The organism is Bacillus sp. 3103sda1 (assembly GCF_024159135.1).
GTDB lineage: Bacteria > Bacillota > Bacilli > Bacillales > Bacillaceae_G > Bacillus_A > Bacillus_A rhizoplanae.
Map to the genome: position 1 here is coordinate 2,464,474 of NZ_JAMYWS010000001.1, position 15,011 is coordinate 2,479,484.

The 15,011-nt window shown below is 35.5% G+C and carries 13 protein-coding genes and 1 pseudogene; 5 read left to right on the forward strand and 9 right to left on the reverse strand.

The window, feature by feature from the left end:
* Window positions 1–25: 25 nt before the first annotated feature.
* From NKR74_RS12190 to NKR74_RS12200, 3 genes are read right to left on the reverse strand one after another with little or no spacing between them, the layout of a single operon-like run.
* Window positions 26–1,021 (reverse strand): ABC transporter permease, encoded by a 996-nt coding sequence (locus NKR74_RS12190; protein WP_253629716.1) that lies wholly within the window; start codon window positions 1,019–1,021, stop codon window positions 26–28.
* Window positions 1,018–1,986 (reverse strand): ABC transporter permease subunit, encoded by a 969-nt coding sequence (locus tag NKR74_RS12195; RefSeq protein WP_253629717.1) that lies wholly within the window; start codon window positions 1,984–1,986, stop codon window positions 1,018–1,020. Before NKR74_RS12195 ends, NKR74_RS12190 begins: the two co-directional genes overlap by 4 nt.
* Complete coding sequence (locus tag NKR74_RS12200) at window positions 1,983–3,476, reverse strand: sugar ABC transporter ATP-binding protein (RefSeq protein WP_253629718.1); 1,494 nt, start codon at window positions 3,474–3,476, stop codon at window positions 1,983–1,985. Before NKR74_RS12200 ends, NKR74_RS12195 begins: the two co-directional genes overlap by 4 nt.
* Before the next feature lie 198 nt (window positions 3,477–3,674).
* Between NKR74_RS12200 and NKR74_RS12205 the strand changes: the two genes are divergently transcribed.
* The 4 genes from NKR74_RS12205 to lsrF are packed head-to-tail and all read left to right on the forward strand — an operon-like array spanning window position 3,675 to window position 7,347.
* Window positions 3,675–4,607: a sugar-binding transcriptional regulator gene (locus NKR74_RS12205; protein ID WP_141524973.1), complete on the forward strand. Its 933-nt coding sequence runs from the start codon at window positions 3,675–3,677 to the stop codon at window positions 4,605–4,607.
* Window positions 4,607–6,169: an autoinducer-2 kinase gene (lsrK, locus tag NKR74_RS12210; protein WP_098307049.1), complete on the forward strand. Its 1,563-nt coding sequence runs from the start codon at window positions 4,607–4,609 to the stop codon at window positions 6,167–6,169. The genes NKR74_RS12205 and lsrK overlap by 1 nt, the downstream gene beginning before the upstream one ends.
* Window positions 6,170–6,194: 25 nt before the next feature.
* Window positions 6,195–6,551 (forward strand): cupin domain-containing protein, encoded by a 357-nt coding sequence (locus NKR74_RS12215; protein WP_098307047.1) that lies wholly within the window; start codon window positions 6,195–6,197, stop codon window positions 6,549–6,551.
* Between the two features lie 13 nt (window positions 6,552–6,564).
* A complete protein-coding gene (gene lsrF / locus NKR74_RS12220; RefSeq protein WP_253629719.1) occupies window positions 6,565–7,347 on the forward strand; it encodes a 3-hydroxy-5-phosphonooxypentane-2,4-dione thiolase in 783 nt (260 codons plus the stop codon).
* A 113-nt stretch (window positions 7,348–7,460) separates the two neighbouring features.
* Here the strand turns inward: lsrF and NKR74_RS12225 are convergent, their stop codons facing one another.
* The 3 genes from NKR74_RS12225 to NKR74_RS12235 form a co-directional block, all read right to left on the reverse strand.
* Window positions 7,461–7,655, reverse strand: a complete 195-nt coding sequence (locus NKR74_RS12225) for a DUF4083 family protein (protein WP_253629720.1) — start codon at window positions 7,653–7,655, stop codon at window positions 7,461–7,463.
* Window positions 7,656–7,858: 203 nt separating this feature from the next.
* Window positions 7,859–9,106, reverse strand: coding sequence for an RNA-guided endonuclease IscB (gene iscB / locus NKR74_RS12230; protein WP_253629721.1), 1,248 nt, complete (start codon window positions 9,104–9,106; stop codon window positions 7,859–7,861).
* A 338-nt stretch (window positions 9,107–9,444) separates the two neighbouring features.
* Window positions 9,445–9,702 carry a DJ-1/PfpI family protein gene (locus tag NKR74_RS12235; RefSeq protein WP_253631142.1) on the reverse strand — a complete coding sequence of 86 codons (258 nt, stop codon included), beginning with the start codon at window positions 9,700–9,702 and terminating at the stop codon, window positions 9,445–9,447.
* Window positions 9,703–10,639: 937 nt separating this feature from the next.
* Between NKR74_RS12235 and NKR74_RS12240 the strand changes: the two genes are divergently transcribed.
* The gene (locus NKR74_RS12240; protein WP_253629722.1) at window positions 10,640–12,070 is read left to right on the forward strand and encodes a PQQ-dependent sugar dehydrogenase; all 1,431 of its coding nucleotides are present in this window, start codon (window positions 10,640–10,642) and stop codon (window positions 12,068–12,070) included.
* Window positions 12,071–12,505: 435 nt separating this feature from the next.
* On the opposite strand, the gene NKR74_RS12245 is transcribed toward NKR74_RS12240, so the two are convergent.
* From NKR74_RS12245 to NKR74_RS12255, 3 genes and pseudogenes are all read right to left on the reverse strand, one after another.
* Window positions 12,506–12,877 (reverse strand): GntR family transcriptional regulator, encoded by a 372-nt coding sequence (locus tag NKR74_RS12245; protein WP_253629723.1) that lies wholly within the window; start codon window positions 12,875–12,877, stop codon window positions 12,506–12,508.
* Window positions 12,874–13,530, reverse strand: a complete 657-nt coding sequence (locus tag NKR74_RS12250) for an ABC-2 transporter permease (RefSeq protein ID WP_098311166.1) — start codon at window positions 13,528–13,530, stop codon at window positions 12,874–12,876. The genes NKR74_RS12245 and NKR74_RS12250 overlap by 4 nt, the downstream gene beginning before the upstream one ends.
* Window positions 13,523–14,376: pseudogene (locus NKR74_RS12255) on the reverse strand (ABC transporter ATP-binding protein). The gene NKR74_RS12250 and the pseudogene NKR74_RS12255 overlap by 8 nt, the downstream one beginning before the upstream one ends.
* Window positions 14,377–15,011 lie beyond the last annotated feature (635 nt).

The window sequence follows — 15,011 nt, forward strand, 5'->3', positions numbered from 1 at the left end:
ATGATGAATACACTTATCTTCTTTTTCATGTTGTTTCCTCCCTATGTGAAACAATTTTTTTGATAAAGAAGTATCTTATCTTGGAATGGCGTACCATAACAGAGAGAATTAAAATAATACCGATTACAACATTGGATTGCTCATTTGTTAATCCTGTCATCTGTAGCCCATATTGCATAATTCCAATAACAATACTTGCAAGAACAGTTCCTACAATACTTCCTTTTCCACCAGTAATAAGAGCACCGCCTAATACAACTGCTGTAATGACTGGTAAAATTGCTTCGTTTCCTAAATCCGCTCGAGCTGAACCAAAGTAAGCCGTTAGAAATATTCCACCTAATCCACCGCCTAGACCAGAAAGCATATATGCTAAAATAACAACTCGCTTCGTTTGAATTCCAGAATATTTAGCTGCTTTTTCATTCATGCCTATTAAAATTACATATCGACCATATTTTGTATAGCACAGCAGAATAGAGAATAAAACAGTCATAATAAGGAGTAACCAAAATAAATTAGGAATTCCTAAGAATATTCCATTTGCAAACTGGACATATGAATCTGGCAATCCGCTAATTCCTTCATATCCAGTTGCTTTAGATCCACCCGAAATTACAAGAGCGATACCCGAATATAAAAACATTGTTCCTAATGTTATAACTAGCGGTTCAACAGATGTCATTTGAATAATAACACCGTTTAAAAAACCAGCTAATACGCTTATAATAAGAGCAATTATTACCGCAATACCAATAGATGCCCCATTTATCCATAATACACCGATAAGAATAGATGTAAGCCCCATAACTGCCCCAACTGAAACATCGATTCCTCCCGTCATAATGACAAATGTCATCGGTATCGCGGCTATTGTAATAAAAATAAAATCATTAATACTAAACAATAAATTCCCTATATTTAAAAAATCTACATTTAATAAGCTAAAAACGATAAACTCCATACATAACAAAAGAAGGAGTGCTCCCTCCCAGCAAAAGAGCCAGTGATTAGACTTCATATTTCCACCTCCCTCTGCCTCTGTTTCCTCCATTTCTGTACTACACTATCTAGAATAATAATAAGTAATAATAAAAATCCTGAAATTGCGTTGTTCCAAAAGGCTGGGATTTTTAAGTATACTAATGAACTACTAATCACCTCTAAAAACAATGCTCCTAAAGCTGCACCAAAAACTGATCCCGTACCACCTTTTAAACTAATACCACCAAGCACCGCAGCAGCGATTACTTGCAGTTCAATTCCTATTCCTGTTTGATTCGGTACAAACCCAATATTCATAACAAATAGACATCCAGCAATTGCAGCAGTAATGCCCGAAATCATAAAGGCTAAAATTTGCACAAACGATACCGGAATCCCAATCAGTCTTGCACCTTCTTTATTATCTCCTACCGCATAAAAATATCTTCCGAACGACATCTTTGTTAGGAAAAGATAAGCAGCTATTAATAATAGTCCGATGAACCAAACTGTTATCGGAATCTCTAACCATGTTACGGAAGACAATTTTTTATAGTCATTTGGAATATCTTCGATCCATTTCCCTTCTGTATATATAATCATCAAACCTCGAATAATACCTAGCATTCCTAGTGTCATAATAATTGCTGGAACATGAAACTTTGTCACACCTACGCCATTTACAATTCCGATAAACGCACCGAGCAAAAATGTAATTATAATTGCACTAAAAGGATTATTTCCACTGGTCAAAAACATTCCACACGAAGCAGCACATAAACCCATTATCGATCCTATCGAGACATCAATATTTTTAGTGAATAACACGAATGATTGACCAATTGCGAGAACAATTAAAATAAGACTTGATTTTAAAATAATCGAAAAAGAATCCAATTGAAGAAAATCTTTGTTCATTACACTAACAAAGATAATATAAAGAAATAACAGCCCTACAATAGAGGTTTCACGCATTTTCAATATATATGTAACATATTTCATCCATTTGAAACCTCCTCTCCCCCATAAGCAGAACGTGTAATACGATCCAATGAAATGTCTTCCTGTTCTAAATGTGACACGATATTACCATTTCGCATTACATACACACGATTTGCTAAATTCATGATTTCTTCTAAATCTGAGGAAATTAACAATACCGCTAAACCATTTTCTCTTAGTTCTTTAATTGTTTCATATATTTCGAATCTCGCTTTTGCATCTATACCACGTGTTGGTTCATCTAAAATAATAAGCTTAGGCTGACAAGCAAGATATTTCCCTAACACTACTTTTTGTTGATTTCCTCCCGATAAAGACTCTATGCTTTGATTTGTATCGTGAACCATAATTCGAAAATTTTTAATATACCCATCCGTTAAAGCGCTTTCTTTTTCTTGATTTAAAAAAAATGCACTTAAACGATATAAGAGAACAGAGGTCATATTTTGTTGTACAGAAGCAATTGAAAAAATCCCATGCCTCGCTCGGTCTTCAGGTACATATATAATTCCTGCATCAATTCTCTTTTTTGTTGACCACGTTGTAATTTCATTCCCATCTAATAGAACGTTTCCTTCGGTTGCAGATGTAATACCATATAATACTTCAGCTAATTCCGTTCTTCCCGCTCCCACAACACCAGCAATTCCAACAATCTCTCCTACTTTTACTTCTAATGAAATATCTCGAAATCTATGACTAAATAAATGATTTACTTGTAATACTTGCTTTAACGACGCTGTCTCGTTATATAAACTCTCTCTCTTTTGAATTTGCTGATAATCTTCTGGTAGTAGTCCCTGTAATAGGATATCGTAAGTAAATTCATTTACATTACCTTGGTTAGAAATTACGCCGTCTCGTAAAATAGCTACTTGATCCGCAATTGCAAAAATCTCTGGAAACCTATGAGTAATATAAATCATGCCAATTCCTTGTTCTTTCAAATTTTTCATCACAACAAATAGACTCTTAATTTCATTTTCTGTTAACGTCGATGTAGGTTCATCTAAAATAAGAATCTCTGCCTCTCTTATTAATCCTCTAACTATTTCTACTAATTGCTGCTGTGCAATAGGCAACAATGAAGCACGCTCACCCAGCCTTAGATTCCAGCCAAGTTGCCTCATGAGTACATCTAATTTCGTCCGAAGCTCTCTTTTACTTTGCCTCATGCCTAATAAAATATTTTCTTCAATAGTCATATTAGGAAAAATAAGCGGTTCTTGCGGAACTAAATAAATACCGTTTCGATGAGCCTCAGATGGATTGGAAAATGTAACAGATCTCCCTTTTATTTTGATTTCTCCTTCATCATAAGTGTACAACCCTGTCAATATCTTCATTAACGTTGACTTTCCAGCCCCGTTACCACCTACTAATGCGAAAATATCCCCTTTCTTTACTGTTAAATTGATTCCTTTTAGCACAGGTTGCTGTAAGAATGCTTTTTTTACATTTTTAACTTCCAATAAAGGAACTTGTTCCAAGCTTCTTTCACCTACCTTTAACAGGAAACAATTTTTCAACCGTTAATTTTTTGCTCTACTTGTTTTGTAGCATTGTATATCCTTTTCCTCATATCTAGAACTTATTTTTCTCAAGTAAACCTCCTATTACAGACGGTATAAATAAAAATATACTTACATATGTTTAAACATCGGTCATTTGTTGAAAGGATGAAAAGCATGACACAGCTGAACTTTGAAGAAAATTTGTTAACAAAAGCTGCTTGGTATTATTACAAAGATCACCTTACCCAACAAGAAATCGCCTCATTACTACATATATCCCGGAACAAAGTTGTCCGTTTATTAGAAAAAGCACGGACTGAAGGAATCGTTACATTTCATATTAAAGGCACTGGTTTACATTGTTTAAGTATAGAAAGAGAGCTTGTAAAAGCGTTTCAACTAATAGATGCTTTCATTATTCCAACGCCGAAAGATAATCTTTCTGATTCATTAGGTAAAGCAGCTGCGCAATATTTAGAAACACATTTACAACACGGCGATTTACTCGGTATTGGCTGGGGTGAAACTATCTCAAAAACGCTGGACAATATTAATTTTGATGTAACTATGAATATTTCTATGGTCACGTTAACCGGCGGCGTAAGTTACTATCTTCCTAAAAAACAAAATTACCTTAATCAAGTACATGGAAATCTCCATATTATCCCTTCTCCATTTTTAGCTTCTACACAAAAAATGGCAGACAGCATACTATCTGAACCATCTGTGAAAGACATGTTGCATGTTGCATCGCTCGCAAATACTGCTGTTGTTGGAATTGGCGGCTTATCTTCTGATGCGACTATTTTAAAAGAAGAAAAAATGACCCTTCGGGAAATGACATATATTCGAAATCAACATGGTGTTGGTGATATTCTAGGACAATTTTATACCATCGATGGAGACATCCTAAGTTTATCTCATCATAAACGAATTATCGGTACGCCTCTTTCTATACTTCGGAATATGAAACACGTCGTTGGAGTAGCTGGCGGTAAACAAAAAGTTGATGCGATTTACGGGGCATTGAAAGGCAGGTACATTCATACATTGATTATCGATGAAGAAACTGCCCTTTCTTTATTGGAAAAGGAGAGTGGAATATAATGGCTGCTCTATTAGCTTATGATGCCGGAACTGGTAGTATCCGAGCTGTTTTATTTGATTTACAAGGTAATCAACTTGCTGTTAGTCAACGAGAATGGGTTCACATAGAAAACCCACGATACCCAGGTTCAATGGATTTTGACGTAAAGGAAAACTGGAAACTTATTCAAGAATGTACAAAAGATGTACTACAAACAAGTGGTATTCCTCCTTCTTCTATTCAAGGAATTAGTGCAACAAGTATGCGCGAAGGATTTGTTTTATATGACAAAGATGGTACTGAAATTTGGGCGTGTGCAAATGTTGATAACCGTGCTGTTGCTGAAGTTACACAACTTAAACAACTACACCCTCACATTGAGCATAATCTATATACGGTATCAGGGCAAACGTTCGCTCTAGGTGCATTACCAAGGTTACGATGGATTGCGGAACACCAACCAGAGATTTATAAGAAAGTACATTCTATTACCATGTTAAATGACTGGATTTTATATAAACTGTGCGGCGTATTACAAGTTGACCCTTCCAATGGATGTACAACGGGAATTTTCAATTTACAAAATAGAAATTGGGCTCCAGAATTAGTGGCCCAATGCAAACTTTCCTCTGTGCTCTCACCACAAATAAATGAAGCCGGAACTCTTATTGGAAACGTAACAAAACAAAGCGCAGCAGAAACTGGATTATTCGAGGGAACGCCTGTTGTTACTGGAGGTGGAGATGCGCAAATGGCTTCTCTCGGTTCTGGAGTTGTCAAAAACGGGCAAACATTCATTTGCGGAGGAAGTTTTTGGCAACAAGAAGTGAATGTAAACAATCCTGTACCAGATCCAAATGCTCGCATTCGTGTAAATTGTCACGTTCTTCCTACTCTTTGGCAATACGAAACAATTGCCTTTTTTCCCGGCCTTGTTATGCGCTGGTTTCGGGACGCTTTCTGTCAAGAAGAAAAACAAAGAGCAAAAGAACTAGGTATCGATGCTTACGAATTATTAGAGGAACAAGCAAAGCATGTCCCAGTTGGATCACACGGTATCATTCCGATTTTTTCTAATGTCATGAACTATATTTCTTGGCGCCATGCATCTCCCTCTTTTATAAATTTAAGCTTAGATTCTGAACAATGCGGGAAGAAAGAACTGTTTCGATCAATTGAAGAAAGTGCTGCTTTTGTAACATATGGAAATTTAAAATTAATTGAAGAATTAACAGGACATTTCCCAAGAGAAGTAGTTTTTGCTGGGGGGGCTTCAAAAGGAAAGTTATGGTGTCAAATTGTAGCTGATGTATTAGGTGTTCCTGTAAAAGTTCCAGTAGTAAAAGAAGCTGCTGCTTTAGGAACAGCAATAGTTGCAGGAGTTGGTGCTGGTATTTATCATTCAATGGAAGCCGTTTCTGAACAATTTGTAAAATGGGAAACAACGTATATACCAAATATCGAAAACCATCAACAGTATCAAGAATTATATCAAAACTGGAAAATTGTATATCAGCAGCAACTACAATTAGCTGATCAAGGATTTACTTCTCATATGTGGATTGCACCTGGCGCTCTGTAAATTGTTACATAAAGGAGTGAAAAGCATGCTAAAAGTAAATGAAGAAGATTTTTCTTATCGCTTCGGTGATAATGGACCAAAATATTTAGTGAAGGGACCTAATATTGATATAGGTGTTGTTGTCATTAAACCAGGGCAAGATTTTCAAAACCATTATCATACAACTTGTGAAGAAATTTTCTACGCATTAGAAGGTGAAATAGATTTCTATATTAATCATGTAAAAGTTCCTATTAAACAAGGCGATGTCTTACAAGTTCGTCCTCATGAATCCCACTATCTCATCAATCGTTCTTCTCAAAATTTTAAAGCGCTCTTTATTAAATCGCCTCACTTGCAAGAAAAAGATACTGTACAAACAGAAAATCCAAAATGTAATTAAGGAGTGATATCCTATGACTTGGGGATTTCAAAATCGCTTAAATACTATTTTACCTGACGGAAAAGCAGTTATGTTGGCAGTTGATCACGGATACTTTTTAGGACCAATTCACGGTTTAGAACAGCCTCATGAAACAGTAAAAAGCTTACTCCCATACACAGATTCCCTATTTTTAACTCGCGGTATTCTTAATTCTTGTATACCGGAAGATTGTAAAACTCCAATGGTCCTTCGTGTGTCAGGTGGTGCCACTGTAGTTGGAAAGGATCTTGCTAATGAAACAATTGTTACTCCAATAAAAGAGGCACTGCGCCATAACGTGGCTGGAGTTGGCGTATCTGTCTTTGTAGGATCTGATTATGAAACACAAACTGTAACAAACCTTGCCAATGTTGTATCTGAAGCGCATGATTACGGTTTGCCCGTATTAGGAATTACTGCAGTAGCAAAAGAACTTCAAAAACGAGAAGCACGCTTTTTAGCACTAGCTTCACGCGTATGTGTTGAAATGGGCGCTGATATTATTAAAACGTATTACTGTGAAGGCTTTGAGAAAATCACAAGTACATGTCCTGCCCCAGTCGTTATTGCTGGAGGACCAAAATTAGATACAATAGAAGCAGTGCTAACAATTACATACAACGCACTGCAAGAAGGAGCAATCGGTGTAGATATGGGACGGAATATTTGGCAATCCGATCATCCAGTTGCTATGATTCAATCTATTCATGGCATCGTAAAAAATGGATTGAATGTAAAAGAAGCTCTAGAATTATATAATACTATTATAAATTAAACATTCAGACAGCATTTATATTACCGATATAAGAACAAGTAATAAGCATTATCCACATTACTTGTTCTTTTCTAATTTCATATATTTTCTTACTTGTTTTATTAAGCATGTTGTCAATTTTTCTCTTTTTCCTCCAACATCTCAATAACTCTATCTAATTTCTTCTCAATTTCAACTAAAGAAGCTCTTTGACTAGATTGATTGACGAGTCGTGAACGTATAAATGCACCAAGCGAAATAAAAAATAACAGTATTAAAGCGAAGAAAAGAATAATTGAAACAATGTTTAATATTGAAAAATTCCCCATTTTCCATCTATCCTTCCTGTTTCTTCCTTATTACTATTTTATATTGATTTACATTGTTGAGATTTTCTTAAATAAGATTCTTCAGTTAAGAGATTATTCCCTTACAAAACTTTAACCTATTTCCGAAAGAAGTCCCCATCTTCAAACATGTAACGGGTAGTAGCCCAACGGTAAGATGGGAATGAATTTCGGTTAGGTACAGCCTAACTCACTTGTAAAAACAACCAGTTGGTATTATGGTGGATACATTCTATATCCAATATCTTTATCTGCTTATAAGATTTAGACGGATTTTGTATATAGTGTCCATCGATATCTTGTACGTACACCATTTTCCCTGTAAACCCCGTCACGAATCCTATTTGCCCAAATCCTTTCACCTTATCACCTAAATGAATTCCATCTACATGTGATGTATTTTTCTTATTTCGCTTTGCGCTTGTATTTTTCGTTTTTCTTCCTTTTCTTGCAGTTGCTTCATGGAGAGAATGCTTTTTCTTTCTAAATTGTTTGATGCGAAATTCGCCACTTTGGTCATATTCTTGTAACCGTTTTGGATTTGTGATCGCAATAGCGTCATTTATATGTGTTTTGGCTAAACTTAACTCTTTTCGTTTCGGTGTTGTGCAACTGCCATACGTAATGTCACAATCTAAACGTTTCATGATTTGCAAACGCAGTATATTCATAAAAGCTGTTTCTTTATATTGTTTTGGTTTCTTGAAACTATGTTTGAGTTTCCCTTGATGAAATTTTTGATGACACTCCTCATGTACAGTTACAAGATTATCTGCCATATTAGATCCGCCGTTGCATCGTTCGATGATATGATGCGTATGCAAGATACCACCTTTTTTCTTACAAATTTGACAGGCGTAATTGTCTCTTGCGAATACATAATATCTCGTATTCCAAAAGCCAAAAGCATCCCCTTGTTGATATTCTGTTCCTTGTATATCAGGATTTTTGAGCTTTTGTGCATCGAATTTTCCTACCTCGACAATCACTTTTGGAGATGGTAATAACGAGCGGAATGTTTCAATCCAATGAATTTGGTTATCCACTCTGCTTTGAATCGATGGCGGTAACCAGCCCTCTTTCTTTTTCCGATTGAGAAAACGTGCTTTGCGATATCTTGTTTTTCGTTGTCTTCTACCTCTGCGTAATGTAGCTCTTAGTGTAAGGTTTTCTTTGACGTCTTGACGCAACTCAATGGTTCCTTTTGCTAACACTTTGTCTTCAGTGGTAATCGCAATGCCGATATGCTTTGCACCACTGTCAACGCCGACTGTAACATGTTGTACCGTTTCTCCAGTAGCGTATTGAAGCTGAATGGTAAATGGTGTATATCCCACAATCTTTGCTTTTCCTTGTTTGAGAAGAAGCCGAGCCTTACGAGGACTACAAGGCATAAGTGGTTCTCCTCGTAAATTCTTGACAAATACACGCATGTTTTGTCCCTCCTAAGAGTTTGTTTCCCTTCGCCAATGTTTGTAGGTGTTAGCAACTTATTATACAAGAAGGCTTGTGGTTGACCGTTCCTTCCCAATCAGAACTGTTACAGAGCCACCATAGAGCCAAGAACTAGGGAATCATTCTTGGGTATGCAACCTACGAACGGAGTCTATAAAAGACTAAGGCTAGACAACCAGGGCTTTTTCTAAGCTCCCACTTCAAAGCGCGTTAGCGTTTAAGTGGTGGATAGTTGACTGTTGAATCTAATTTTTCTTTTTCTTTCAAAAAATCCATTAATTTACAATTATAACTGCAATATCTGTTCCTGTATATACTAATGCTTCAAACAGGACTTTGTTTTCTCATATGTATGCTGAAGACACGTAAATTTTCTACCGTTAAGTATCCCTGCTTTGCCCAACAAAATGACGGAAGCACATATAGAGACAATGGAAATGTGTAAGCTAAAGGTGTTCATTAACATCTTACTAACAATTCCCTCATCTAGTATTTCACGAACACCGTCTCCTCCAGAAAAAAGAATTAAATCAAACCCATCTACGGAAACAGTAGTAATTTTTTCTTTACCCACTTTTCTAAGCAAAAATAATGCGTGAGCTATTTCAAAATCAGCATATTGCGGATAGACAAGAAACAATACTTTTTCATGCGATAATCCTCCTTCCTTATAATTGTTATTTTATTACTTATAGAACCTTAATTCAGCCCTCTTATTGGATAATATTGTTATTATCAGACTACCATATGTGGTGTAAGTGTAAAATAAGCAATTTTCCACAATCATTTTGGTTACAGTTTCATTGTAGCTACGCTATTTCACTACATCTAAGAAATGTAAAAAACATAAAATAGCGGGTTAGAGTTCCACAACTGTTAGAATAATCAATAAAAAACCTATATAATAAAGGCAGTAATATGAATCTACTATTGTAGCCTTGGAATAAGGTTTGATTAACTTAACTTAATAAACCTTGATAAAAGAACAAATAGAAAAAGCGTGTTTTGAAAAAAATTGATTAAAACACGCTTTTTTATATTCAATTGAACCATCCTTTTATAAAAAAGTTTGATAATTTTTGTGATTCTTTCTCAATTAAAGCGCCCGATTATTGAAGATAAGCACCCGTTACTTTAAGTGATTAATTCATAATATTATTAAGTAAATTCCCTTTTACTTTCAGTAATGTACTGAAATCCATACAGTAAAAACTCCTTACAAAAGAAATAAACGAAAAATTGAAACTTATTTAATCGAATTAATGTAAATAGTTTATCTTTTTAATAACACCATTCAATATAAATGCAAAAGCACCATCTACAATTGCGTTGAGTAATATAAACAGTTTGAAATTTCCATATGTTCATCTTAATATCCACATAAAACCTACCAAAAACGGACCAATATTAAAAGGAAATTCCCCTAATTCCCCGGCCCTAATTTGATACTAATAGAACAGTTCTAGTCATATTCTTATAAAAGAAAACAATAAGAAGGAGTGTAAAATTAGTTGATAAAAGTTAAGGTTCGTTTACGACCTATTGTAAGTAAGATAAATTTACCCACCGTTTTGAAAACAACTATACTTCCGGGTGATTCAATTGAACGACTATTTATTGCAACCCAGGTAGGAGAGATCTTTTACATAGGAGACGGAGTTATCAAGACTTTTTTAGATATTCGCCCGCGAGTCATAAAATTAGGTACTTCTGAGGAAGGTGTTTCTGGTAGTGGATATGATGAACGTGGATTGCTAGGGCTAGCATTTCATCCAGAATTTTATTATAGCGGTCTGTTTTATCTTCATTATTCAGTAGCTGGAACACAAGGTCCAGGTGCTCTTTCTGAACATTTTAAGCCTAACCCGTGTGATCCCAGAACTTTAAACCTAAGGTGGACAAATAGAGAAACTCAATATGATCATATTGATACAGTTGAAGAATGGATTTTACAATCGAATGGTCAACCTCAAAAACGACGGACATTACTTAACATAAGAAGACCATTTTTTAATCATAATGGTGTCAATAGCTTAAACTTTTCACCTGAAACTGGAAAACTTGTTCTAACAACTGGTGATGGTGGAGCAGGCTATGATCCATTTAATTTAAGTCAGGATAATATGGAAATATTCGGTAAAATAATTGAAATTGATGTAGTTAAGAATACATTTATCAATAATCCACCCGTGGTCACACGTTTTAATGAACTTCCCGTACCTATCCAGGAATCGCTTACGGTAATTGCCAAAGGGGTTCGTAATATAACAGGCATTTCATTTCAAAGGTTTTATAATCAGTATATCAAATATGTAGGGATTGTCGGACAGGATTTGGTAGAGTCGATTTTTTCATTCGTACATTATAAACCAATACCGGTTACTCAGCTTATTCAAGCTTCTTTAATGAGATCTAACCCTGACCAAGAAGGATTTATTAACTTTGGTTGGCGGGGGTGGGAAGGTGCTTTTCCTACTGCGTTTATAAGTAGCTGTTCTGCGAATCCGACTTTGGATGAGAAAACAATTGCTTATTACAATGAAACAGTAAAAACTTCAGTGAGGCGTCTACAACCTTTAACTAGTTATTTTCATAAAGATCCCAGACCAGACAAGTTTGGAGGAACTGCACTTACAGGAGTCCAGCCATATATGGGGAATGGAATCCCAAATTTAACGGGAAGCGTTGTGTTTACCGATTTTGCTCGGCATGAAGAATCTCGACCTCCGGTTAGAGGGGTTTTAGCTTATACCAGGGTAAGTACAGATTGTAAACTAAATGATTTTAGTGTTATTGAAACCGATTATAATTTTGGGTCTCAATCAGCTTATTATGTTAGTTTGGGAACGAATCTGGATCAAACCAGACTATATTTAGGCGTTTATGGCTCTATGAAAGTGACTGATTTTAACCAAGGTACTGTTTTTGAAATTGTACCTTGATTTATAACTATAAAATTCGACGACTGGAGTATTTGTCATATATTCACTACATTTATGAAGATAAAGATAAAGAAGGAGAAAATTTCAAAATAGAGCGAATTGTAGTTTTGAAATAAAGTTTGTTCAAAAAATACCTCGCAAACCCACGTTTTATGATAAATAAAAAGAAACCATTTTGAAAAAAAGATTGATCAAAATGATTTCTTCTTCAACAGACTTTAGTCTGGCTTTTATAAAAAAGTTTAATCATTTTCTACCTGTATTGTTCAACAATCGTGCCCGATTGTTGAACAGATTTTAAAAAGTTGAATGGTCCATAGACAAAGCAAAGTTGCCTGACTGATCTAACTCAAAAACAAAAAGCTCCCTGTAAAATGATGGGTTTCTTTGGGATTACTGCGCAAAAAGATCACATTTCGTATCACAACGTCTGATTTAAACTGTATAAGCCTTCTTCAAAAGCTCAATAACTTCTTCTATTGTAAGACCAAAGGATTTGTAGTATGAAATGTCGCTAACCATTTGCTTTATGACCATTTCGTTGCGTATTCGCAGTATCTCATCGGATGAGAATTCGGCTACAAAGCACCCTTTACCCGTTATTGTATTTATCAAACCGCATCGTTCGAGTTCTTCCCAAGCTTTCTTTACAGTGATGATACTAATACGAAGTTCCTTGGCTGCTTGTCGAATTGGTGGTAAACAATAGCCGCTTTCTAATTCGCCTTTCAAAATTTGGGCGCTGATTTGTTCGAAAATCTGCTGATAAATTGGCTTTTCCGATGTGTTCGAAATTGCTATGTTCATTGTATCTCCACTTGTAGGAATCGCTTATACGCAATTCGATAAGCTATCATGGTGAATGAAATAAATATCACGATTCCTGCGATTAGGATGGATATTTGAAGCGCCATATTGTCAGCACCGCTACCATTGAAAATGTCAGACACAAAAGAATTCTGGATTCCGAGCCATTGTGCAACTCCGGCAAAAACCATGGCGGCTGTAACGGATGCGAAGGTTGCTTCACCATATTTATACGCTGTCTTGTAATACATGGAAATAAAGATGATGTTGAAGATTGCGAGCATGACAAAACATAGTCCCCAGAAACCCATGTGCGGTGCGAAGAAATAGTAAATTTGATTCGGATATAAGCGAATATTAAACATTCCAAAGATAATTGCACTAACAATATGCAATAATTCCAGAATGACAATAACGAACACCCTTGCCTTCACCATGTCTTTTCTGATTACAGGCATCATAGTGGTAAATATTAAATCGTTCTGAATTCTATATCCTGCAAACATAATCGGTATCGTTATCCAGCAAAAATACAGAATGACAATAAAATATAACCAACCGGGAACAAGCATTAATGCACCTGTCAAAACAGGTAATACAAAAAACATGGGATTTAGGCCTAATTTTAAATCCTTCATCACTAAGTTATACATACATATCCTCCTTTCTTGAGAAGTAAATCATGATTTCTTCGAGACTCGGCGTGGTTGCTTTAATATCGGAGGAGGGTCGAAGTCTTTGGAGTGAATCAATCCCGTAAAGCCAAATGAATTTATTTTGTAGGAAATCAACTTTTCTTTCACCTGATTTAGCTGGTTTCCGTTACCATTTAGTAGGCGATATGAGGCAATAAATTCATCTTTCTCAGAACTGTTGATAATTTGACCGTTTTCGATAAAGGTAATAAAATCCGCGCATTTCTCCAAGTCGGATGTAATATGAGTAGAGAAAATAATGCTGATCTCGCCATCTATCACGAGCTCTTGAAAAATATCCAACAGATCATCTCTTGCGGCTGGATCGAATCCGCTTGTCGGTTCGTCTAGGATGAGAAGCTTCGCCCCATGGGATAAGGCAAGGGCCAAACTGTACTTTACCTTCATCCCCGTCGACAATTCAACGATTTTTTTGTTTTCATCCAATTTAAATCTTCGTAAATAGTTGTAATAGGTTTCATCATCCCAATTCGTGTAGAACTTCTTAATTACATTGGTCAACGTCTTCATTTTGCTTCGAGTATAAAAGTCAATGCCGCTAAATGCGTATCCGATTTCCTGTTTCAATTCAATCTCGTGTTCGGCAATGTTCTTGCCTAAAATACGTACCTCGCCGCTATCAAGATGAATCATGTTCAAGATCGATTTAATGGTGGTTGTTTTTCCTGCGCCATTGGCACCGATAAAGCCCATAATATAACCCTTTTCCAGTTGAAACGATACATCCTTTAACCCGAAATTTTGATATTTCTTATTTAAATTTCTAATGTCTAATGCCAGCATACAGAACCTCCTTATTAATTGTGTATACCGTATATGCACAATATATGCCGGAGTACTTATTAAGTTGACTATCAAATTCTCCAATATGCACCCATTTTTCATGCATCACAATAGTAGGTCAAGGATTAATAGATAGAAACTTACTAAAGAATGGTGAACATAAGCAAGCAGTTATGATAAACAAAAACATATATAAAGAGTATATAATCTTTAGGAAAAACGCTCTTAGGGTCATGGTAGACGGAAAACTAGAAGAAATATATGTAGGTAATAAAACATTTAAGAAAGCTGAAATGGAAGATATATTCGAAGTTATTAAGTACAAGGGTAAAATTGAAGTTAACCCTAAGTACGACTATAACGAGTAATATATGTAGAGTGTTGCTTTGGAATAAAGGTTGTTCAAAAACACCTCACAAACCCGTATTTTACGGTAAATGAGAAGAATCCATTTTGAAAAAAAGTTTTATCAAGACCTAAATAAAAAACAAATAAATTTAAGGACATTACATATTTTATATGACTAATATGTAATGTTCTTTCTTATTCCACAATCGGGCGCGATTGTGGAATAACATGAAGATGTTATATCGACAATAGTTACCTTGAGAACATGACAAATAATTAAAGCACGG

Coding starts and splice junctions, on each gene's coding strand:
- NKR74_RS12225 (WP_253629720.1), bottom strand. CDS start 7,655: ATGGGGAATTTTTCAATATTAAACATTGTTTCAATTATTCTTTTCTTC.
- lsrK (WP_098307049.1), top strand. CDS start 4,607: ATGGCTGCTCTATTAGCTTATGATGCCGGAACTGGTAGTATCCGAGCT.
- NKR74_RS12215 (WP_098307047.1), top strand. CDS start 6,195: ATGCTAAAAGTAAATGAAGAAGATTTTTCTTATCGCTTCGGTGATAAT.
- NKR74_RS12205 (WP_141524973.1), top strand. CDS start 3,675: ATGACACAGCTGAACTTTGAAGAAAATTTGTTAACAAAAGCTGCTTGG.
- NKR74_RS12190 (WP_253629716.1), bottom strand. CDS start 1,021: ATGAAGTCTAATCACTGGCTCTTTTGCTGGGAGGGAGCACTCCTTCTT.
- NKR74_RS12245 (WP_253629723.1), bottom strand. CDS start 12,877: ATGAACATAGCAATTTCGAACACATCGGAAAAGCCAATTTATCAGCAG.
- iscB (WP_253629721.1), bottom strand. CDS start 9,106: ATGCGTGTATTTGTCAAGAATTTACGAGGAGAACCACTTATGCCTTGT.
- lsrF (WP_253629719.1), top strand. CDS start 6,565: ATGACTTGGGGATTTCAAAATCGCTTAAATACTATTTTACCTGACGGA.
- NKR74_RS12195 (WP_253629717.1), bottom strand. CDS start 1,986: ATGAAATATGTTACATATATATTGAAAATGCGTGAAACCTCTATTGTA.
- NKR74_RS12250 (WP_098311166.1), bottom strand. CDS start 13,530: ATGTATAACTTAGTGATGAAGGATTTAAAATTAGGCCTAAATCCCATG.